General features: G+C 55.3%; 19 protein-coding genes and 1 tRNA gene. 10 read left to right on the forward strand and 10 right to left on the reverse strand.

The features are described 5' to 3' along the window. Nucleotides 1–82: 82 nt before the first annotated feature. Nucleotides 83–175, reverse strand: a tRNA-Ser gene (locus D7D48_RS09540). Nucleotides 176–416: 241 nt separating this feature from the next. Here D7D48_RS09540 and D7D48_RS09545 point away from each other — a divergent pair. Further along, nucleotides 417–1,151: a DUF1134 domain-containing protein gene (locus D7D48_RS09545; protein WP_245964428.1), complete on the forward strand. Its 735-nt coding sequence runs from the start codon at nt 417–419 to the stop codon at nt 1,149–1,151. Here the strand turns inward: D7D48_RS09545 and D7D48_RS09550 are convergent. The 4 genes from D7D48_RS09550 to D7D48_RS09565 are packed head-to-tail and all read right to left on the reverse strand — an operon-like array spanning nt 1,148 to nt 4,868. Further along, nucleotides 1,148–1,756, reverse strand: a complete 609-nt coding sequence (locus tag D7D48_RS09550; protein WP_125231182.1) for a riboflavin synthase — start codon at nt 1,754–1,756, stop codon at nt 1,148–1,150. The genes D7D48_RS09545 and D7D48_RS09550 overlap by 4 nt on opposite strands. Before the next feature lie 18 nt (nt 1,757–1,774). Next, the gene (gene ribD / locus D7D48_RS09555; RefSeq protein WP_125231183.1) at nt 1,775–2,719 is read right to left on the reverse strand and encodes a bifunctional diaminohydroxyphosphoribosylaminopyrimidine deaminase/5-amino-6-(5-phosphoribosylamino)uracil reductase RibD; all 945 of its coding nucleotides are present in this window, start codon (nt 2,717–2,719) and stop codon (nt 1,775–1,777) included. A 23-nt stretch (nt 2,720–2,742) separates the two neighbouring features. Next, entirely contained in the window at nt 2,743–3,150 is a 408-nt protein-coding gene (locus tag D7D48_RS09560; protein WP_125231184.1) for a hypothetical protein, read from the reverse strand. A gap of 59 nt (nt 3,151–3,209) precedes the next feature. Continuing rightward, the gene (locus tag D7D48_RS09565) at nt 3,210–4,868 is read right to left on the reverse strand and encodes an NAD+ synthase (protein ID WP_125231185.1); all 1,659 of its coding nucleotides are present in this window, start codon (nt 4,866–4,868) and stop codon (nt 3,210–3,212) included. A gap of 97 nt (nt 4,869–4,965) precedes the next feature. Here D7D48_RS09565 and D7D48_RS09570 point away from each other — a divergent pair, with 97 nt between their 5' ends. From D7D48_RS09570 to pheT, 6 genes are all read left to right on the forward strand, one after another. Continuing rightward, nucleotides 4,966–5,901, forward strand: a complete 936-nt coding sequence (locus tag D7D48_RS09570) for a ribose-phosphate pyrophosphokinase (RefSeq protein WP_125231186.1) — start codon at nt 4,966–4,968, stop codon at nt 5,899–5,901. Beyond that, complete coding sequence (hisN, locus tag D7D48_RS09575; protein WP_125231187.1) at nt 5,901–6,680, forward strand: histidinol-phosphatase; 780 nt, start codon at nt 5,901–5,903, stop codon at nt 6,678–6,680. The genes D7D48_RS09570 and hisN overlap by 1 nt, the downstream gene beginning before the upstream one ends. Nucleotides 6,681–6,823: 143 nt before the next feature. Continuing rightward, nucleotides 6,824–7,024, forward strand: coding sequence for a 50S ribosomal protein L35 (rpmI, locus tag D7D48_RS09580; protein WP_125231188.1), 201 nt, complete (start codon nt 6,824–6,826; stop codon nt 7,022–7,024). A gap of 35 nt (nt 7,025–7,059) precedes the next feature. Continuing rightward, on the forward strand, nt 7,060–7,425 hold the full coding sequence (rplT, locus tag D7D48_RS09585) for a 50S ribosomal protein L20 (RefSeq protein WP_125231189.1): 366 nt from the start codon (nt 7,060–7,062) through the stop codon (nt 7,423–7,425). Nucleotides 7,426–7,563: 138 nt separating this feature from the next. Continuing rightward, entirely contained in the window at nt 7,564–8,643 is a 1,080-nt protein-coding gene (gene pheS / locus D7D48_RS09590; RefSeq protein WP_425452560.1) for a phenylalanine--tRNA ligase subunit alpha, read from the forward strand. Then, entirely contained in the window at nt 8,640–11,039 is a 2,400-nt protein-coding gene (gene pheT / locus D7D48_RS09595) for a phenylalanine--tRNA ligase subunit beta (protein ID WP_125231190.1), read from the forward strand. Before pheS ends, pheT begins: the two co-directional genes overlap by 4 nt. Nucleotides 11,040–11,096: 57 nt before the next feature. On the opposite strand, the gene D7D48_RS09600 is transcribed toward pheT, so the two are convergent. Continuing rightward, a complete protein-coding gene (locus D7D48_RS09600) occupies nt 11,097–13,457 on the reverse strand; it encodes a TonB-dependent receptor (RefSeq protein WP_125231191.1) in 2,361 nt (786 codons plus the stop codon). 103 nt (nt 13,458–13,560) lie between these two features. Between D7D48_RS09600 and D7D48_RS09605 the strand changes: the two genes are divergently transcribed. Both D7D48_RS09605 and D7D48_RS09610 read left to right on the forward strand, forming a co-directional pair. Further along, nucleotides 13,561–14,184: a TetR/AcrR family transcriptional regulator gene (locus tag D7D48_RS09605; RefSeq protein WP_125231192.1), complete on the forward strand. Its 624-nt coding sequence runs from the start codon at nt 13,561–13,563 to the stop codon at nt 14,182–14,184. A gap of 24 nt (nt 14,185–14,208) precedes the next feature. Beyond that, nucleotides 14,209–15,771 carry a peptide chain release factor 3 gene (locus D7D48_RS09610; RefSeq protein ID WP_125231193.1) on the forward strand — a complete coding sequence of 521 codons (1,563 nt, stop codon included), beginning with the start codon at nt 14,209–14,211 and terminating at the stop codon, nt 15,769–15,771. Here the strand turns inward: D7D48_RS09610 and D7D48_RS09615 are convergent. Then, nucleotides 15,768–17,726 (reverse strand): beta-galactosidase, encoded by a 1,959-nt coding sequence (locus D7D48_RS09615; RefSeq protein ID WP_125231194.1) that lies wholly within the window; start codon nt 17,724–17,726, stop codon nt 15,768–15,770. The two genes, D7D48_RS09610 and D7D48_RS09615, sit on opposite strands and share 4 nt — an antisense overlap. Before the next feature lie 146 nt (nt 17,727–17,872). On the opposite strand from D7D48_RS09615, the gene D7D48_RS09620 reads away from it, so the two are divergent. Then, a complete protein-coding gene (locus D7D48_RS09620; RefSeq protein ID WP_245964429.1) occupies nt 17,873–19,006 on the forward strand; it encodes a fatty acid desaturase family protein in 1,134 nt (377 codons plus the stop codon). A gap of 295 nt (nt 19,007–19,301) precedes the next feature. Here D7D48_RS09620 and D7D48_RS09625 read toward each other — a convergent pair whose 3' ends face one another. The 3 genes from D7D48_RS09625 to D7D48_RS10525 are packed head-to-tail and all read right to left on the reverse strand — an operon-like array spanning nt 19,302 to nt 21,569. Continuing rightward, nucleotides 19,302–19,772 (reverse strand): zinc-binding metallopeptidase family protein, encoded by a 471-nt coding sequence (locus tag D7D48_RS09625; RefSeq protein WP_148097088.1) that lies wholly within the window; start codon nt 19,770–19,772, stop codon nt 19,302–19,304. Nucleotides 19,773–19,784: 12 nt separating this feature from the next. Next, nucleotides 19,785–20,726: an alpha/beta hydrolase family protein gene (locus D7D48_RS09630; protein WP_125231196.1), complete on the reverse strand. Its 942-nt coding sequence runs from the start codon at nt 20,724–20,726 to the stop codon at nt 19,785–19,787. Between the two features lie 51 nt (nt 20,727–20,777). After that, nucleotides 20,778–21,569, reverse strand: coding sequence for a M14 family metallopeptidase (locus D7D48_RS10525; RefSeq protein WP_185739838.1), 792 nt, complete (start codon nt 21,567–21,569; stop codon nt 20,778–20,780). Nucleotides 21,570–21,625: the final 56 nt, after the last annotated feature.

Genomic DNA, 21,625 nt, shown 5'->3' on the forward strand with positions numbered 1-21,625 from the left:
GGCTTTCATCTTTAGAAGGGTGCGCGCATTATTGGACTTTGCAGACTACGGATGCTGCGCTTCCTTTGGCAATGCCACAGATTGGCGGAGACGGAGGGATTCGAACCCTCGGTACCGGATTTACCAGTACGACGGTTTAGCAAACCGTTGGTTTCAGCCACTCACCCACGTCTCCTGTGCGCTTGGCATGGGCGGCCTATAGCGGCCCAAGCATTTGGCTGCAATGGTTATTGACACAGACAGCGGATAAGAAGAAAATTACGAGTACCGGTTCAATTTGACGCGCATTGGATTGACATTATAGCCTGTTCATCATGCGCTCATCCAGATAGTCCATAGCGCAGCAAGAATAACTTTTAAGGTGGGTTCACATGTTTTTGGCGAAAATGGGATTAAAGAATCCGATGCAGTATCTAATGATGCTGCTGGCAGCAGGTGCGCTTGTCGTTTCTCCTGCATATGCACAGATCAGCAATTTTGATCCGAATGACGCGATTGACGCTGACCTTGGCACACCACCCTCTGCCCCAGATACTAGCACTGGCACTGCGCCCGTTGCGCAAGACGAAACGGTCATGCAAGACGGCGTACCTACAGAGGCCACAGCTGCAGATGCTTCAAGCGCGCAACCTAGCGTTGTAGAGGCGGAACTGGCCGTGCCCACAGGCGATACATATCAAGAAGACGATCTTATTGGCGCCGCAGAAGGCGTATTTGGAAAAGGCGCGCAAGGGCTTGGTTTGCTGATTGAGGATATCCTCAAAAAACAGGGCCGCCCCAATGGGTATATTGTGGGACGTGAAGGTGGCGGCGCTTTCTTAGTCGGTCTTCGTTATGGGTCCGGTACGTTGAACCACCGTGTAGAAGGCCAAAAGCCAATCTATTGGACTGGCCCCTCCATTGGCCCTGACGCAGGAGCAAATGCAGGTAGCACCTTCATTTTGGTCTATAACCTGTACGATACAGAAGACATTTTCGAACGCTTTCCAGCGGCCGAAGGCGTTGCCTATTTGGGTGGCGGTTTCAACGCCAGCTACCTGCGTCGCGGCGGTGTTGTATTAATCCCGATCCGGTTAGGTGCAGGACTTCGACTGGGCGCAAATGTGGGTTATATGCGCTTTTCCAAAAAGCAGCGTTGGCTGCCCTTTTAACGCGCGCGGATATCTTCCATCCGCTTGAGATAGCGGGCGAGCACGTCAATTTCCAAATTGACCTGCCGTCCGACATCAAGCGTGTCTAATGTCGTCATCTGTGCCGTGTGCGGAATGATATTCAGCATAAAATGCGCTGTGCCATCAGCTTGATCTGCAATGTCGTTCACGGTGAGCGATACACCATCAACGGTGATCGAGCCCTTGGCCGCGATATAGGCTGCAAGGCTGGATGGCGCCGCAACCGTTACCTTCCAACTGTCGCCAATGGTTTCACTGGCGACAATTTTACCAACGCCATCGACATGGCCGGTGACGATATGTCCACCTAGTTCATCGCCCACCTTTAAGGCACGTTCGAGGTTCAGTCGGGTGCCTTGTTCCCACATGCCGGCTGCTGTGCGCGAAACGGTTTCTGCCGATGCGTCAATCGCGAACCATCCTTCGCCTTTATCAACGACAGTCAGGCATACACCAGAACAGGCGATTGAGGCCCCAATGGCCACAGTATCCATATCATAAGCGCAGGATATGACGAGACGCAGATCGCCGCGCTGTTCGGATGTCCGAATTTTGCCAACGTCCGTGATGATACCTGTAAACATATATACTGCGCCCTTTTCCTAATTCGCTTTTTCGTAATCTTCGAAACGGTCCCGGCCCAGACTGCGGGCATCTGAAAGCTGCCAGCGTCCATGGGCATCCTGAAGTTGGGTAAGCCCGATGTCATTCAAACATGCTTTGCCTGCACCAAGCAATATTGGCGCACGGTATAGCACAAGCCTGTCGACGAGGCCGTCACGCAAGAAGGCTGCCGATGTCGCAGCGCCGCCTTCAACCAACAAAGTGTTGCAGTCCAAATTTGCAATGTCCTGCGGCGTACGGATAACCTCCCACCCCTTCGGCGCGTCCGCACTACCAAGCATGATCTTGCGGGGTTGGTATGCATCCAGACCTGCGATCCGAACGTTTAATTGTGGCGTATCCATGCGAACAGTCCCTGCACCCACCAATATTGCGTCGGCACGTGCCCGTTCGACATGGCTATGCGCGCGGGCAACATCGCCAGTAATCCATCGGCTGCTGCCATCTGCCATTGCGATTTGACCATCTAGTGAGCTGGCGATTTTCAAGGTCACAAACGGGCGGCCGCGATTCATCCGGCTTATGAAACCAGCCAAGCTCTTGCGGGCCTCTGAAACCATAACGTCAGTCGTAACCGCGATGCCCGCGGCCTTAAGTAACATTATGCCTGAACCGGCAGTGCGCGGATCGGGGTCCTGCAATGCAATGACAACCCTCGCGGGCTCTGCCTCGGCTAATAATTGGGCACAGGCTGGGCCACGTTGCGATATATGCGCGCAGGGTTCAAGCGTCACATAGATCTTACTGCCTCGCGCCGCTTCGCCTGCTTGGGCAAGCGCCATAGCCTCTGCATGTGGACGGCCGCCGGGCTGCGTCCATCCGCGGCCGATCACCCTCTCGTCTTTCACAATGATACACCCAACGGATGGGTTTTGACCGGTTCGCCCAACGCCGCGTTCCGCAAGCGACAAGGCTGCTGCCATGAACCGAAGGTCGCTGGCGGTAGCTATTGTCCTGCTCCTGCAGAAGCTGGAGCGGCAACGGTTTTATTCGCCGCTTGCGCGCTTTGTGCTTCGCGTTCTATCTTGTCGACGTCCATTCCGACGGCGCGTCCGAATGCCTTATAGGCTTCCTTTTCACGGGCGCGCATTTCATCTTTCAACTTCTGGCGCTCGGCAATTGCGGCCTTCGTTTCTTCAAGCGAGCGCGTGGCGGGCCAGCTTTCAATATAAATGATTTCGCGCGGCGGTGGCGTAGCCTTCGTGATGGAATCGAGATAAAATGTGTACATGATAATCGCTGTCGGGACGCAAGCCGCCAAAAACAGCCAAGGGCTGTGACGGCCTGGCGTGCGCAGAAACCCTACAAGGTCACTGCCTGCATTGCGGAACGATACATCTTTGAAAAACGCCATGGCACTCCAATAAGGCGCGCGCTGCGCGATTTCCAGTCTGCACTTACAAGACGCGCAGATTATCCGCCGCTGCGGAAGGCATTGGTGATGGGATAACGCCGGTCGCGGCCAAAATTGCGTGTCCCAAGCTTTACGCCTGGCGGTGCCTGCCGCCGTTTATACTCGGCAAGATATAGCAAACGTTCGATCCGCGTGACAGCGTCCCTTTCAAAACCAAGCGCGACAACTTCATCCACCGACCGATCTTCTTCCACCAATGCATGCAGCATCTTATCGAGAATGGGATAGTCGGGCAGCGAATCGCTGTCTTTCTGGTCTGGTCGTAATTCGGCGCTTGGTGGCTTTGTGATGATGCTTTCTGGAATTACTGGCCCATCGCGGCCAAGGGCAAATCTTGGCTTATGATTGTTCCGCCATTTTGAAATGGCAAAGACGGTCATTTTATATGCGTCCTTCAACGGATTATATCCACCCGCCATGTCGCCATAGATCGTCGCATAGCCAACGCTCATCTCGCTCTTGTTACCAGTCGTCAGCAGCATGTGTCCAAATTTGTTGGATAGCGCCATCAGCGTAAGTCCGCGGATACGCGACTGAATATTTTCCTCAGTGATGTCCGCATCACGACCCACAAAACTGTCCGACAGCATGCCATCGAACGCCTCGACTGCTGGCGAAATGGGGATAGTGTCAATTTTGCACCCAATCATCGCGGCACATTCGGCCGCGTCATCTAGACTCGATTGACTGGTGTAACGGCTAGGCAACATGACACACCAGACGCGATCTGGGCCAAGCGCGTCTGCTGCGATAGCGGCACATAATGCACTGTCGATGCCGCCCGACATGCCTAAAACCACGCCCGGAAAGCGATTAGTGTTTACATAATCACGCAGACCGACAACCATCGCGCTATATATATCGGCAGGATGTTCCTCCCAGTGCGCCTTAGGACCATCTGCACATTCCCAGCCACTTGCGCTGCGGCGCCAATGCGTCACGCGCTGATGTTCCTCCCAATTAGGCAGGCGGTGCGCAACCGCACCATCCGCGTTTAGCACAAAAGAGCAGCCGTCAAAGACCAACTCATCCTGTCCGCCGACGCGGTTAAGGAACATTAATGGTAATCCGGTTTCACGAACCCGCGCCGCGAAAACTTCTTCCAACCGCCGGTCATCCTTGTCGATTTCGTAAGGACTGCCATTGGTCGAAATCAGCAACTCCGCACCGCGTTGCAGTAAATGCAGGCTAACGGGGGCCAACCAGCCATCTTCGCAAATGGGCACACCCAGATGCACCCCGCGAAATTCGATAGGCTCTGGCAACGGCCCCGCAGAAAAAATACGCTTTTCATCAAAAGTGCCGTAATTAGGCAGTTCATGCTTGTAGCGCACAGCGGCAATCCGTCCGCCGTCCAGCAAAGCTATGCCATTATACAACGCCCCATCATCCACAAAAATCGAACCAACGAGCATCGCTGGGCCGCCGTCAGCGGTTGCAGCGGCGAGTTTGGCCAATTCTTCGGCTGCCCGTTCCGCAAATGCAGGTTTCAGCACCAAATCTTCGGCAGGGTAGCCAATCAATTGCTGCTCGGGAAATACAATTAGGTCCGCGTCCTTAGCCTTCGCCCGCCATTCCAGCATTGCGGCCGCATTTCCGACAAGGTCGCCGACGCGCTGATTAAGCTGCGTCATCGCAATAATAAGCTGGTTTGTCATAACTCCACCCTTATTGTCCACAAACTAGAGGAGCAAGCCGATTGTCAGGCTAGCCTCCCATCGCTAGAGCAGCACAATTATTCTCGGGGACGCACATATGAAACTGATGACAGGCAACAGCAACCTGCCGCTAGCGCAGGGTATTGCCGATTATATGAAATTGCCGCTGACCAACGCCAGCGTCCGCCGTTTCGCCGACAATGAGATTTTCGTAGAAATCCACGAAAATGTCCGCGGTGAAGATATGTTTGTGATTCAATCCACCAGCCATCCCGCAAATGACAATTTGATGGAACTGCTGATCATGATCGACGCGTTGCGTCGGGCGTCCGCTAAGCGAATTACCGCCGTTTTGCCCTATTTTGGTTATGCGCGTCAGGATCGGAAACCTGGCCCACGCACACCTATTTCTGCCAAGCTCGTGGCCAATCTCATTACCGAAGCTGGGGCCGACCGGGTGTTGACCGTTGATTTGCACGCTGGGCAAATTCAGGGCTTTTTTGATATTCCCACAGACAATCTCTACGGCGCGCCGGTCATGAGCGCGGATATATTGGAGCGGCATGGCGACAAGAATATCACTGTTGTGTCCCCCGATGTTGGCGGCGTTGTTCGGGCCCGCGCGCTCGCCAAACGCCTTGACGACGCGCCGCTCGCAATCGTCGACAAGAGGCGTGAAAAAGCAGGCGTGTCGGAAGTAATGAACATTATCGGCGATGTAAAAGACCGCTTCTGTATCCTAATCGATGACATTGCCGATAGCGCTGGCACATTGTGCAATGCTGCCGACGCTTTGAAAGCGGCAGGTGCGTCCGACGTGGTTGCATATATTACCCATGGCGTATTGTCTGGCGAAGCCGTCAACCGCGTGAACGCATCATCGCTGCGCAAGCTGGTCATCACCGATTCGATTCTTGCATCCGATGCGGCAAATGCGAGCAATAAAATCCGCCAGCTTCCGATTGCGCCTTTATTGGGTGAAGCGATCAAGCGGATTGCGGATGAAAGCTCGGTTAGCTCTCTATTCGATTGATGACGCCTGCCGACATCCTCCTTGCCAATCGCTTGGCAGACGCAGCCGGGCAGGCAATCCGGCCATTTTTCCGGGCGTCTTATATACATGAGGCAAAGGCAGATGCTTCGCCCGTCACGGAAGCGGACCGCACAGCCGAAACCGCAATCCGCCGGATATTGGACGCAGAGTGCCCGCGTGATGGCATCGTGGGTGAAGAATTTGGCGAGAAGACGGGCACATCAGGCCGTCGCTGGATTATCGACCCTATTGACGGCACAGTCAGCTTCATGGCCGGGCGCCCGATATTCGGGACGCTCATCGCCTTACTGGAGGACAATTGGCCCGTGCTCGGTGTCATTGACCAATGCATTAACGGCGAACGCTGGGTTGGCGCGGCGGGCTATCCGACAACACTGAACGGCGCGCCAGTGCAAACCCGCTCGTGCAGAGCACTTACCGACGCAACCTTGGCGACATCTGGACCGCAATATTTCAGCCAGCATGATGGTGACCATTTCATGGCGCTGGCTGCGCAAACAGCGCATAAGAAAATGCTCTTTGGCGGCGATTGTTATAACTACGCATTGCTTGCCAGTGGTCATGTCGACATCGTTGTGGAAGCTGGCTTGAAACTGCATGATTTTGCGGCCTTGATTCCGGTGATAACCGGCGCAGGGGGCATGATGAGCGACTGGTCGGGCGAACCACTGCATGGGGCTTCGGATGGCCATATAATTGCGGTAGGTGATCCGGCGCGCCTTGATGATGTGCTTGAGGCGCTCGTCTGCCATCACTGATAGACGCATGTTCTAGAGCCTTCGAACGGGCAATAGACTTGCATTCGTCTGCAAATCCCGCTAGTCGCGCGCCTTCCGAATAAGCAGGCTGGCCAATAGGGCTGCCATGTCGGCTTGATACGGACTCAACAAAGGAGACCAAAATGCCCAAGCTCAAGACCAAGAGCGGTGTGAAGAAACGCTTCAAAATCACCGCAACAGGCAAGATCAAACATGGCGTCGTTGGAAAACGGCACCGTTTGAGCAGCCATAATGCGAAATATATCCGCCAAAACCGTGGCACCAGCGTGATCTCTGATCCCGATGCCAAGACAATCAAGAAATGGGCGCCCTACGGTCTCTAAGACCCGCGTACGTTTTTAAGAAAAGGATATAGATTATGGCACGCGTCAAACGTGGTGTGACCACCAAAGCTAAACATAAAAGAATTTTAGAGCAGGCGAAGGGCTATTATGGCCGTCGCAAAAATACGATCCGCGTTGCACGCCAGGCCGTCGAAAAGGCCGGCCAATATGCATATCGCGACCGTAAGGTAAACAAGCGGAACTTCCGCGCATTGTGGATCCAGCGTATCAACGCCGCAGTCCGCGCCGAAGGCATGACCTATGGCGTGTTCATGCACGGCCTGAAGCTTGCTAACGTCGAATTGGACCGTAAGGTTCTTGCGGACCTCGCGATGAACGAAAGCGCGATGTTTAGCACGATCATTGCGCAGTCGAAGGCGGCGCTCGCGAAAGCAGCATAAGCTTCTAAAACTTCGATATTGCGCAAAAGGGCGTGGGCGGCACTTGCCGTTCGCGCCCTTTTGCTTATTCAGTTCAGGCAGTGAATTTTAGGAAAGCGCGGGAGTCAAACTCCCGCCTTCGCGGGAATGACGAAGATTATGGATATTGAAACCCTCCAAACCGAGTTGATGGCGGCTATTGATTCAGCGGGCACGCTGGAGGCGCTGGAGGCTGTCCGCGTTTCTGCGCTTGGCAAACAGGGAAGCGTGTCGGCTTTGCTAAAGACGATGGGTGGCATGTCACCCGAGGAGAGGCAAACCCAAGGGCCGATCATCAATGGCTTGCGTGAAAGCATCACTTCGGCGCTGGCCGCGAAGAAAGCTGAACTCGAAACCGCGGACCTAAACCGCCGCCTCGCCACCGAGCGTGTCGACATGACGCTGCCTGCGCCGGACGCCCCGCGTGGGACCATTCACCCCGTCAGCCAGGTCATGGACGAGTTGGCGGAGATTTTCGCCGATATGGGCTTTGCCGTGGCCGAGGGGCCGGAAATTGAGGATGACTGGCACAATTTCACCGCACTCAATATCCCCGAAACGCATCCTGCCCGCGCGATGCACGACACATTTTACTTCCCCGACGAAATGGCCCGCGATGGCCAAAAAATGGTGCTGCGTACGCACACATCGCCTGTGCAAATTCGCACCATGACATCACAGGAACCACCCATCCGCATCATCGCACCGGGCCGTGTTTATCGCAGCGACAGCGACGCGACCCACACGCCGATGTTCCACCAAATTGAAGGCCTTGTCATCGACAAGGGTATTCATCTCGGCCATTTGAAATGGACGCTGGAGACATTTTTAAAGGCCTATTTTGAACGCGAGGACGTAGTCCTACGTTTACGCCCGAGTTATTTCCCCTTCACCGAGCCGTCGGTGGAGGTTGATGTTGGCTATTCCGTCATCAACGGCAAACGCGTTATCGGCGGATCCGAAGGCTGGATGGAAGTGCTAGGATCCGGAATGGTCCACCGTAAGGTTATTGAAGCTTGCGGGCTTGATCCCGATGTGTGGCAGGGCTTTGCCTTTGGCACCGGCGTCGACCGTCTCGCGATGCTAAAATATGGCATGGATGATCTGCGCGCCTTCTTCGACGGCGACAATCGTTGGTTACAACATTATGGATTCAATGCGCTCGATGTACCGACGCTGAGCGGAGGAGTAGGCGTATGAAATTCTCCTTATCTTGGTTGAAAGAGCATCTCGACACCGACGCAGATATGCAAGCCGTCGCCGATTGCCTGAACCGCATTGGTTTGGAAGTCGAAGGCATTGAAAACCCCGCCGAGTCACTGTCGGCCTTCCGCATCGCAAAGGTCATCAGCGCTGCCCCGCACCCACAGGCTGACAAATTGCAGGTCCTGTCCGTTGATGCAGGCGGAGAGCCACTCCAGGTCGTATGCGGCGCGCCCAATGCCCGCGCTGGCATGCTTGGCGTGTTTGGACCGGCAGGGGCAGTCGTGCCCGCCAATAATATGGTATTGAAGGTTGCAGCCATACGCGGCATCGAATCAAACGGCATGATGTGCTCCATCGCCGAGCTTGAACTTGGCGATGACCATGATGGCATTATCGAGCTTCCAGACGACGCACCCATAGGACAAGTCTATGCCGATTGGGCGGGCCTTGATGACCCCGTCATCGATGTGAGCATAACGCCTAATCGTCAGGATTGCATGGGCGTGCGGGGCATTGCACGCGATCTCGCGGCGGCAGGCTTGGGCACGCTAAAGCCGCTAGGCGACGTATATAAAATTGACCTCTCAACGCCTTTGGAAGGCAGCGACCCTGCGCCGAACGTTCGCACCGATGACGCAGCTGGGTGCCCCGCATTTTATGCTCAATCGGTCTCCGGCGTACGCAATGGCGAGGCGCCCGAATGGATGCGCGCCAAGTTGAAAGCGATTGGGCAAAAGCCGATTTCCGCTTTGGTCGACATCACCAATTTCCTGTCGATTGACCTTGGCCGCCCTTTACACGTCTATGACCGCGCAAAATTGAACGGCGCACTTGTCGCCCGCAAAGCCGTTGATGGTGAGCAGGTGGTCGCGCTTAACGGCAAAACCTACGCCTTGGATGCCAGCATGACCGTCATCGCCGATGACACGATGGTGCACGACATTGGCGGGATCATGGGCGGTGAGCATAGCGGTGTATCGGAAGATACGACCGACGTCCTGATCGAATGCGCCTTTTTCGACCCAGAACATATTGCCCGTACGGGACAGAAGCTTGGCCTGACCAGCGATGCGCGCCAGCGTTTTGAACGCGGCGTTGATCCTGCGTTTCTTGACGATGGACTGGCGATCGCTACCAAGCTCGTCCTTGACCTTACGGGTGGAAAGGCAAGCGCCATCACCCGCGTTGGTCAAGCGCCTCTCACGCCGCGCATATTTGCTTATGACACAGATTATTGCCACCGCCTTGGTGGAGTTGATGTTGCGCCCGAAGAACAACGCAACATCCTAACACGACTTGGATTTTCTGTAACCGACGATTGGGCCGTCACCGTGCCATCATGGCGTCGTGACGTCGATGGGCCTGCCGATCTGGTAGAAGAAGTCGTCCGTATGGTTGGTCTCGACAATGTTGTGTCGGTGCCATTGCCCCGCGCAGACGGCGTGGCTCAGCCAACGGCGACGCCCGCGCAATCTTTGGAACGCAAAATCCGGCGCACGGCAGCGGCGCGTGGATTGAATGAAGCAATCAACTGGTCCTTCCTGCCGCAAAAGGCGGCCGATGCTTTTGGCGGCGGCGCTTGGAGCCTGGCCAACCCAATTTCCGAGGACATGAAGGTCATGCGGCCTTCCTTGTTGCCAGGGTTGCTCTCAGCCGCCCAGCGCAACATAGATCGCGGCGCATCATCGGTTCGATTGTTCGAGATTGGGCGGCGCTACTTCGTTGGCACTAACGGTTCGAGCGACGAGCGCGCAACTGCAGGAATCGTGCTGGCGGGCGACAAATCTGTACGCAATTGGGCCACCGGTAAATCGGCAAAATTTGACGCCTTTGACGCAAAGGCAGAAGCAATTGCCTTGCTCAAGGCTGCAGGTGTGGCCACAGACAATCTGCTGGTGATGGATGATGCCGGCGCGCATTATCACCCAGGTCAATCTGCTACCTTGCGCATGGGGCCAAAGAACATATTGGCGGCCTTTGGCACTTTACATCCGGCGAAGGCGAAAGCGTTCGACCTTGATGGCATTGTCGTTGCGGCGGAAATCTTTTTGGATGCCATACCTTTGAAGAAGGCGAGCGATTTCATGCGGCCAGCTTTCACCCCGCCTGCCTTGCAAGCCGTGACACGCGATTTTGCGTTTCTAGTAGCAGAAGACATGCCGGCCAATGATCTCCTTCGCGCCATAAAGGGATGCGACAAAGACAACATCGTCGCAGCGCGCTTGTTTGACCGCTTTTCCGGGCAGGGCGTACCCGAGGGCCAAGTCAGCCTGGCGGTTGAGGTCACGCTTCAACCCACCGACAAAAGCTATGGCGATGATGATCTGAAACTGATTTCAGATAAGGTCATTGCGGCCGCAGCCAAACTGGGCGCGGTGCTTCGCGGATAAAAAGAAAGGCCGGGCATGATGACCCGGCCTTCTTTTTCATGCGCCTTCGCGCAGTTTTTAGAACTTCACGCCAGCGGTCACAAACAGCTGACGCGGGTTGCCATAAAATGCGGTCAGCGTGCCTTCGCGGCCCAGTGACGCAACGGGCAAACCGTTTCCGCCAATGATCGGCACGCCAGTCGTCGCATTGCCAGCAATGAAGCTGTAGCCCGAAGTTTTATATTCCTTGTCGAGCAGGTTCTTACCATAAAGCCCAATGCTCCAACGATCATCAGGCGCGGTATACACCAGGCTTGCGTCGACGAGGGCATAGCCCGATTGATCGATATAGGGGTTCGGAATTTCGAACTGCGTGGTGCTGCTGCGATACGAAACGGTTGTGCCCAGATTCAAGCGTCCCGCGCCAACTGGTGTCATGTAGGCAAGCGTTGCGCTGGCGGTCCATGAAGGTGTGTTCTGCACATCGCGGAAGGCGGCAACATCGGTCGGGACGCTCGCGATGTTCGAGATATATTGGTCGAACTTCGCATCAATATAACCCACTGCACCTAGCAGGTTCAAACGATCACCATCATTGGCAACGCTCTCGCCAAGCCGTGCGTTAATCTCAAGCTCGACGCCTTTGAAGGTCGCCTTGCCTGCGTTGGACGTTACGCCGCAGAAGGATGGCAGGCCGCTGACAATACAAGCAACCGAACCGGGGATTTGCACGTCCTTATAATCAGCGTAGAAGCCCGCGAGCGCGAAGGTCAGGCCGCCGTCGAACGCATTGCCCTTATAACCAACTTCGTAGCTATCGACGCTTTCTGGACGGAAGCTCAAAAACGCAGCCACTTCGTCATTTTCGCCGCGGATGCCATTGCCGTTGAGGTCGGGCGCATTGGCACCCACGCCGCGCGGGTCAAAGCCGCCACCCTTAAAGCCTTGGCTGAAGCTGGCGTAGATATTGTCGTCTGGCGTTGGCTTAAAGCTCAGCGATATGCGGGGCGTGAACTTTTTGAAATCACGCTGTCCGCTGAAGTTTGTGCTGGCTGCACCAAAGGCGACGCCTGCCCCGCCAAAGAATGGCGAGCCAGCGCCAAGATAGTTTTGGCGCAGGATATCCGCGGTGCGCTTATCCCATGTGTAACGGCCACCAACCGACAGGCTGAGCTGTTCGGAAAGATCGTACGTAAAATCACCGAAGATGGCATAGGTTTCCGTATCAACCGCAGCCTTCGTAAATGCCGTCAATCCATTAAGCGTCGTGAACAGGCGCACATCGAACAAGGTATCTGCCGTGGCATCCAGATAATATGCGCCGACCATGCCGCTGAACGGACCAGCGTCCACAAGCAATTGCACTTCCTGACTGACCTGTTCGTTGAAATAGCCACCGGGGACGTCAACATCGGCGGCAGGCAGCGCGTCAAAGTCGATGGGTGTCAACGTGTCATCTTTGCGCCATGCACTGATGGAACGCAGCGTCAGGGTGTCGGACAGGTCCACCGAAATGTTCATGGCGAGACCATAAGCTTCGATATCCTGTTTCGGATCAACAAGCCCGCCGCGTGTGTCAAAAACATTGTCCAGCACGGGTGCGCCCGACAACAATCCGGGAATGATGCGATGACCGCCGCGTGGGTCGCTCTTGTCATGGCTATAATCGCCGCTGATACGCACCGAAACCGGCGCGCCATATCCGCCAAGCTCCAACGTGCCGCGCGCTGCCCATACGTCCTTGTTATAATTTTCAAGACCGGTGGTCAGGTTATCGCCAAAGCCGCCGCGTGAAAGCCGCGCGACGCTGCCGCCGACGCGAACGATCTCACCAATGGGTGCCGATATGGTCAAAACACCATCGGCCTGATCATAAGTACCAACGGTCGCACGTGCGCTCAGTGCAAATTCTTCTGGTAAACGCTTAGTCACATATTTCACCGCGCCACCAATGGTGTTGCGTCCATATAATGTGCCTTGCGGACCACGCAGCACTTCAATACGCTCAACTTCATAAATATCGAGTACAGCTGCTTGCGGGCGATTTAGATAGACATCGTCAAGATAAATGCCGACGCCGGGTTCAAAGCCGGAAACTGGATCCTGCTGCCCGATGCCACGGATGAAGGCGGACAATGTCGAGTTGCTGCCACGCGATGTTTCAAGCGTGGTGTTTGGAGTAATATTTCCGATTTCGGTGATGTCGAGCGCGCCGCGCAACTCCAGAGATTCACCGGAAAAGGCGCTAACGGCAATTGGTACGTCGATCAGATTTTCTTCGCGGCGACGCGCAGTCACTATGATTTCACCGCCGCCCTCGGCTTCGTCCATCGCGGGCGCAACGTCTTGCGCGAATGCTGGCGCCGCGCAGGCAATGCCTGATGTTGCAATGCTAGCCAATAATGCAGCACGAAATACAGAAGTTTTAGGGGGTTTCATGGTTCACTCTCCTCCAATGTTGCCGGTCTTTACCCGTTCACAAATTTCTTTATAATGAAAGTTGAACCATCTTTCAATTTAATGTATTTAGAAAGCGTAGCGAATGTCCGCAGAACGTGGCATATCAGCAACAATGACACCGGCTGGTAAAACCCCGCGCACCGATAGAGGGCGCAAGACCCTTCGCCTCTTGCTAGATGCAGCCGCGGCAGAGTTTGGCGAAAAGGGTTTTCATGAAAGCTCCGTTGTATCGATAACCCAACGCGCGGGCGTCGCACTTGGCAGTTTCTACACCTATTTTGATTCGAAAGATTCTTTGTTCCGCGCGCTGGTACGCGATATGTCGGCACAGGTGCGGCGCAATGTCGGCCCAGTGATGGCAGCGGAACCCGACCGGCTTGAGGGCGAACGAAAAGGGCTTGCCCGCTTCCTTGAATTCGTGCGCGAACATAAGGAATTATACCGGATTATCGATGAAGCCGAATTTGTCGATCCGCCAAGCTACCGCGCGCATTATGAGGACACCGTCAGCGGCTATCTCGCCAGCTTGAAAGACGCCGCTGCCAAGGGCCAGTTGCGCGAGGATGTCGACGAGGTCCACGCATGGGCGATTGTAGGCATGAACGTGTTTCTAGGCCTACGATACGGTGTCATGGGCGAAGATCGCGACGTGACCGATGTCGCTAGCATTGCCGCTGACATGCTCACAAACGGGTTGAAGCGATAATCAATCGTCCCTAAGCCGCGCTGCATGACGCTGAACCGCCGAACCTTTGCCATTATTTCGCACCCTGACGCGGGTAAAACCACGCTGACGGAAAAATTGCTGCTGCAAGGTGGCGCAATTCACTTGGCCGGTGAGGTCAAGGCACGTGGGCAAGCACGGCGTGCCCGTTCGGACTGGATGAAAATCGAACAGCAGCGCGGCATTTCGGTGACATCGTCGGTGATGACATTCCAGAAAGATGGTATTGTCTTCAACCTGCTCGACACACCGGGGCATGAGGATTTTTCCGAAGACACCTACCGCACACTCACCGCCGTTGATTCTGCCATCATGGTCATCGATGCGGCCAAAGGCATTGAGCCTCAGACCCGCAAGCTTTTTGAAGTGTGCCGCCTGCGCAGTGTGCCAATCATCACCTTCGTGAACAAGGTTGATCGCGAGGGCCGTGCCGCTTTTGAAACCATTGACGAGGTGGCCGACGCGCTCGCGTTAGATGTGTGCCCGATGAACTGGCCTGTCGGTATGGGTGGCGAGTTTGAAGGCCTATATGATTTCAACAGTGGTCGTCTGAGCCAACCGTCAGGCGACAGCAAGGCGTTTGAAGGCAAGACGAGCGACCATGAAGGCTTAGACGCGGCAACGCTGGAAGAGGTGCTGACGCCAGCCGGCGTAAACCGACTGCGCGAAGAGGCAGAGCTTGCCCAAGCCGGATATTCGGACTTTGACCTAACCGCATTCCAGAACGGTGACCTGACGCCAGTTTACTTCGGGTCAGCGTTGAAGGAGTTTGGCGTGATTGAGCTCATCAACGCCATCGCCGCTTATGCCCCCCCGCCGCGGCCGCAACCAAGTTCAAAGGGCAATATTGATCCTTCGGAAAAGGAAGTCACTGGCTTTATCTTCAAGGTGCAGGCCAATATGGACCCGCAGCACCGTGACCGTATCGCCTTTATGCGGTTGTGTTCAGGCACGTTCAAGCGCGGCATGAAACTCACGCCGTCCGGACTTGGAAAGCCCGTTGCGATTCACTCGCCTATCCTGTTTTTTGCCCAAGATCGCGAAATTGCCGATAGCGCCGAACCCGGCGATATCATTGGCATTCCCAACCACGGCACGTTGCGTGTCGGCGACACCTTGTCGGAACGTAATGATGTGCGTTTTACGGGCCTACCCAATTTTGCTCCGGAAATCTTGCGCCGTGTCGTATTGCGCGACCCCACCAAGACCAAGCAATTGCGTAAGGCGCTGGATGACTTAAGCGAAGAGGGCGTGATTCAGGTATTCTACCCTGAAATCGGTTCTAACTGGGTCATTGGCGTGGTCGGGCAATTACAATTGGACGTGCTGATCTCCCGGCTTGAGGCCGAATATAAGGTCGATGCGTTTTTGGAAGCGGCGCCTTATGACACAGCGCGCTGGCTGATTGGTCCGGATAGTGCATTGGCGCAATTTGTATCGTTCAATGGCGGGAATATGGCCAAAGATCGTGATGGCCACCCTGTGTTCATGGCGCGTTCGTCATGGGATGTCGGCTATCAGCAGGAAAAGCATCCTGACCTAAAATTCAGCGCGACCAAAGAACGCTAACGCCAGACAGCTACGCCAAAAGGTTCGATTTCCGCACCACCGATGATAAACACTGCGCCGTTTGGAGCAGGGGCGTTCACAGCGCTATCCGCCAAATTAAACGCGAAGGTCAGGTCACCCCGGCGGCGCAAGCGCAAGGTCGGCGGCAGCGGCGTTATCGCGACCCCAGCCTCCGCGCACAGATCCACCAGCAGGTTTTTGATAAAGGCATCGTCCGTCAATGTCGCGAGATATAGGCTCCGCCCGGACCGGACGGCTGCGGGGGCGTCATCTTCATAGGTGGCAATGACATCCACCGCGCCAACCTCAATCGTCTCGCGCCAACGGCCACTTTCATGGACTTCGTTCTTGTAAGTGATCGTCCCGTTACAATCGGGCCGGAGCGTTTCCACCGACGTCACTTTGATAGGCACAAATTCCCGCAATCGTCCCGGAGGAAGGCCTTCGCTTATGGAGAATTCTGCCGTCTTAGCGCCGGAGCGCGGACCAAATAGCAACAGCCCTTCGCTCGCCCTTAGCGTATCGAACGCAGCGTCATCGACAACTGCCAGCGTTGGCACGATAATCAACTTGTAACTATCCAACCTCGCTTCGCCTGCCGAAACAAAGTCCACATCAACGCCAAGGCTGCGCAACACACAATAATATTGGAACAGCACAGCATCATAACGATAGCCTGCACCTTGGCGTTCAATATCATCTACCCAGCCCGATACTGGATCGATGAGGATTGCCACCGATGCCTTTGGCGCCACTGCCGAAACATCGCCCAGTAACTGCATCTCTGCCGCTACCTGCTCCACCTCCGCCCATGCTGTCGCGGGCATATCGTCGGGTCGCAGTAACCCTGCATGCATTTGTTCCTGCGCAAATGGCACTTGCCGCCAACGAAAATAGGCAACACAGGCCGCGCCATGGGCAAAGGCCTGCAGAGTCCAATGCCGCACCATACCAGGCGCCGGGCGCGGATTATGCGGTGCCCAATTAACAGGGCCCGGCTGTTGCTCCATTACCCACCACGCACCCTTAGATAGGCCGCGCACCGAATCGAAATTCAGCGCAGCAAGGTCGGGGTGGCCTGTGCGCATGAATGGCCGCCATTCCTCCGCCGACGCTGTCGCCATCAATTGATCGGAAAAGCCGAGCGGATAATTGTCATAGCTCACGAAATCGAGCGCCTGCGTTAGGGCCACATTATCTATGCCCGTGGTCGCCGGCGGAATGATGTTGTGCGTCACCCATTGTTCCGGCCCGGCATGACGGCGAATGGCCGATATCATGACGTCATGGAAATGTACGACCTGTTCCGATGCAAAGCGGCGATAAGCCAGCCGGTGCGCTGGGTTCGTTTCACATACGGTAAAAAATGGAAGGTCGATCTGGTCAAAGCCATCATATTCCATGGACCAGAATACATTGCCCCATGCCGCATTCAACGTTTCGATATTACCATAACGCTTTGCACAATAGGCTCTGAACTTTTCCAAGGCCGCTGGCGACGCGCTCATCGTCGTGTCGTGGCAGCACAGTTCATTGTCCGTTTGCCAACCCACGACATGGGGGTGCTGTCCGTAACGTTCTGCCATCGCTGCGGTGATACTCTCGGCCTGCCGCAGATAGGTTTCGCTCGAAAAATCATAATGCCGCCGCGATCCGAATCCGCGAACTTGACCGGTTTGAATATCAACGGGAAGAATATCCGGATATTTTGCGCATAACCATTTGGGCGGCGTTGCGGTTGGCGTGCCCAACACGACCTTGAGGCCCGCAGCGCCGAGCGTTTCAATCGCACGGTCCATCCACGCCCAATCAAAAACGCCCTCGCTCTTTTCAATCCGTCCCCAGGCAAATTCGCCGATCCGGACATAGCTCAGCCCAAGCGCATGCATCCGGCGGGCGTCACGTGCCCAATATTCTTCCGGCCAATGTTCGGGATAATAGCAAACACCTAACATAGCGCATGTTTAGCGGACGACGAGCGCCTGACAAGCCACTAGGACCGTAAATTTCAGCGTGCGTGGCGACGCAAGCGATAGGTATGACGCCATAATTCACGCATTCTGCCATTTTCTCGCCACGACTGGCGATTATCAAAGGTGGCATGACATTAAATACACCTACGCCTAACATGACCGTCACCGCGCATTCCCCTCTAACGGATGTCCAGCCGGATACCGATGTTGCGAAGCGCGCGGCTGCACTCAAGCGCGTGCCCGATGACAAAGCGATGCTGCGCGCTGTGGCGGAATTGACACGCGACTTAGGCACACCCAATCCGCGTATTTTCTGGTCCGACTTTCTGGCTTCGGCCTTTTTGGGTTATGCGGGCCTTGCCGTAGCTATCTTGTCCGGCAATCTGTGGCTGCAGTGCGTGGCGGCTCTTGTGTCGGTGCTTGCGCTCTATCGTGCGGGCGGTTTCATCCATGAAGTCAGCCATGTTAAGCATTCCGCCCTGCCCGGTTTTCGCTTTGGCTTTAATGCGGTGATTGGCGTGCCTCTCCTTGTACCGTCCTACATGTATGAAGGCATTCACAATCTGCACCATGCGCGTACGCGTTATGGCACCGATCAGGATCCAGAATATCTGCCGCTAGCGTTAATGAAGCCTTGGACGCTGCCGTTGTTCATATTCGCCTCAGTGCTGGCGCCCTTTGCCTTGCTGTTCCGCAACGCCGTTCTGGCGCCGCTTTCGCTCTTTATTCCCGCGCTTCGCCAGATTGTAGTCGAACGATATTCGGGCCTTGCGATCAATCCCGCCTTCCGCCGCCGGCCGGCCGAAGGTGAAGCGCATCGCAACTGGATCATACAAGAAACCGCCGCGAGCATTTGGTCGATTGTCCTGCTTGGTGGTGTGTTTAGCGGCTATATTGCGCTGAATGCCTTTCTGATATTTTTGGCCATCGTCTCAAGTGTTGCGGTGCTGAATCAGGTCCGCACGCTCGTGGCCCATTTATGGGAAAATGATGGCGAGCCCTTGAGCGTCACTGCGCAATTCCTAGACAGCGTGAACGTGCCACCGCCGGGCATCCTTGCGTCGATCTGGGCGCCCGTAGGGCTGCGTTATCACGCGCTGCACCATTTGCTGCCCAGCGTGCCATATCATGCCTTGGGTGAGGCTCACCGCCGCCTGACGGCACAATTGGCCCCCGACTCTGCCTATCACTGCGCAAATTATGATGGGTTAACAGGATTAGTCGCGCGGCTAGCCCGCAGCACGCTTGTTCGGGGCGCTTAACCCAAAACAGTCATCGCTGATCCCCAAGGTCCGCGATAGCAGTCATCAAAATTATCGATAAACTGGAACGGACGAAGGGATTCGAACCATTAACCCCAACCTTGGCAAGTTTCGGCTCGATGAAATTTTGTCTTTATAATAGATTGTTATTTGAGGCTATGCTCAGGTTTTCATACATGTTCTGAGTGGCTGCTTTGCGCCCAGATAGGCATTCGCGGCCAAATAAGAAGTGCCCCATAAATGACAAATGCCGTCGCTGATAGCCGAGATTATATTGTTGAACACTCCAGTCGACCTATAATCGGATCTGGAATGCCTTTCGGCTTCTATTTGCCAGTGCCTTCCTCGCCGACTGTCCAGACCAGCAAGATGTTCCCTTTGGTGTAAATAGCATGCTGTTCCAGCGCCCGGGCAACCAACAAAGCGATACCAGATCGCATGAATTGTCGCCAATACCCGGGTCCGTAAGACGGTCACCATCCCGCTCTAACGTCGCGTCCACGTCTTTGGTAAAAACGGTATCAAGATGGGCGGCCAGCATGACGGAAGAACCTGTGCCGATTCCTTTGCGCCGTGCGTTCACTTTCCTAACTGCGTCATTAGGAACGTCGAGGCCACCAATTTCACGCAATAAAGGGGCAAAAGCAAGCCCGCGCTTTTCCCCTTCGAACGGCGGAGCAAGTATTTCGGTGAGTTCAATGAGCCACTGGATTACCCAATCGCTTTCAAGCTTAACTATCGTCGCCATTGCCGCTTTGACCGGCATGCGCGACCGTAATTATTCAAGATCAGCTTCGGCCTTAACGGCGACTTGCAGCGATGGTGCGCTGGCAGCTGCACCTAAAAGGTAGGGAATAGCAAACGGAGCCATTTGGCCATTGTCGTGCCCAACCTCCGGGGCGTAAACGATCTTCCAGTTGAGCGGCATGGCAGCGCCTGCCTGCTTGTGTGCAGCGGCTAGAAAACCGTGCCCCCTGTCGAAACGCGTTTGGCCCTGCTTGTCTGCTTCCTCGTTGATGCGCAAGTTGGGATCTTTGCGGTCAATATCTTGAGTGCCCAGTAGGATAGTGAGCGGCCGCTGAAACGCCTTCGCAGGCGAAACCAGTCCTGCCACATCGCCGCCCCAGCCATAAGGGAAAGCTCGATCGTCCGGCATCGTGTACCATCCCGAATTCGCGGCAACTGCAGCTTCCATACGGGGCGCATCGGCAAAGGCGACATAACGATGAACGAACTGCCCACCAGCAGAATGCCCATAAAGTGCATAACCCCGCTGGTTGCCAGATACGCGGCAAACGATGTTGTCGAACAACGGCTCGATTGCGGAGAAGGACCATTTTGCTTTGGGCGCTTTGTGACCTTTCTTATCGACTATGTTGCCAAGATTGTAAGAGCCGGTGGTGGGAAAATCCTTTCTGCCAAACGTCGGCACGACGACGATGAAATTGTGTTTTTCAGCGAGGTCGCGCCATTCATCTCGATAACGGTCGCCGTCACGTTGCACGCCGTGCATGACGAAAACGATACGGCTATCGACCCCAGCCGTTTGCGGCTTGTGCACGAAGACAGGCAGTTTAGGCCCTGACCAGCCGGAAAAAACAATCTGCGAGGATCCGGCCGAAAGCGGCGCGCAGTCTTTTGCCATAACGGGCGCGGCCGAGAGCGATGCCGCAAGGAAAGAAAGGGCCGCTGCTGCGCGATAGGTGATGGTAAGGCTCATTAAAAATCTCCGGATCGAACTGAGCAGCGCCCCTGCACATATGCAGGTGCATCACTCTTTAAGCGGCATAACCAGAGATGGAACCAAATTTTGAGCTAACGCCTCCGCAGCAACACGCACCGCTGCCGGGTCTGAGTCATCTCCGACCTCGTAGGTATAGGCCGGAATGCCATATTTCGCGCTGAACCAATTCTTTGTCGTGCCTGAACCAGGATTGGCATCGCGCGCCTCGATCTTGAACGGATATCCTGCAAAGGCATTCTCCTTTCCCCCGAGCCACGCAGCAAGGAACGCCTTGCCTTGCGCATTTGCCTCATCACCCTGTACGTAAAAAAGGTTGCGGTTGGTGGAGTGGAAATCGAGCATCAAAACCGGCCTGACTTGTGGCGGTAACGAGGCCAGCCAATCATTTACCGCGCGCGTTTCAGGCTGCTTGAAAGTGCCCCAGTCGCGGTTGAGGTCTGTCCCACCTAGATTACCCCGCCAGTGCCCACGGGCCACGCCGTCGGGATTGAGTAACGGCACAATCAGAAACTGAAATACTTTCCCGTTTATGGACCCGTTACGGACCAACTCTGCAATCTTAAGTGAAAACGCATCCATTGCGAAGGCACCCGACACTTCAGGTGGATGCTGCCTGCCAAGCAGTACCACAAGGCGCGGCGCATCAGCAGCGCCCAAACGAACGGCTTCGACGGGGCGGCTATCGTGTGATTGGCCAATTACAATCCGACTGCCGCCGCCGATTTCCGCAAGCTGACTAAGAACATTGTCGTAATGGGCACTCGTCAAAAGCGGCTGGCCACTGACGACACCTTCCCCCGGCGGCAGTGTAATTGACACCGAACTGGCGTCTTTAGCAACCTCGACGGAAAGCGCTGAAGGGTCACCGCGTCCGC

The organism is Sphingorhabdus wooponensis, from assembly GCF_003933235.1.
GTDB classification, from domain to species: Bacteria; Pseudomonadota; Alphaproteobacteria; order Sphingomonadales; family Sphingomonadaceae; genus Sphingorhabdus_B; species Sphingorhabdus_B wooponensis.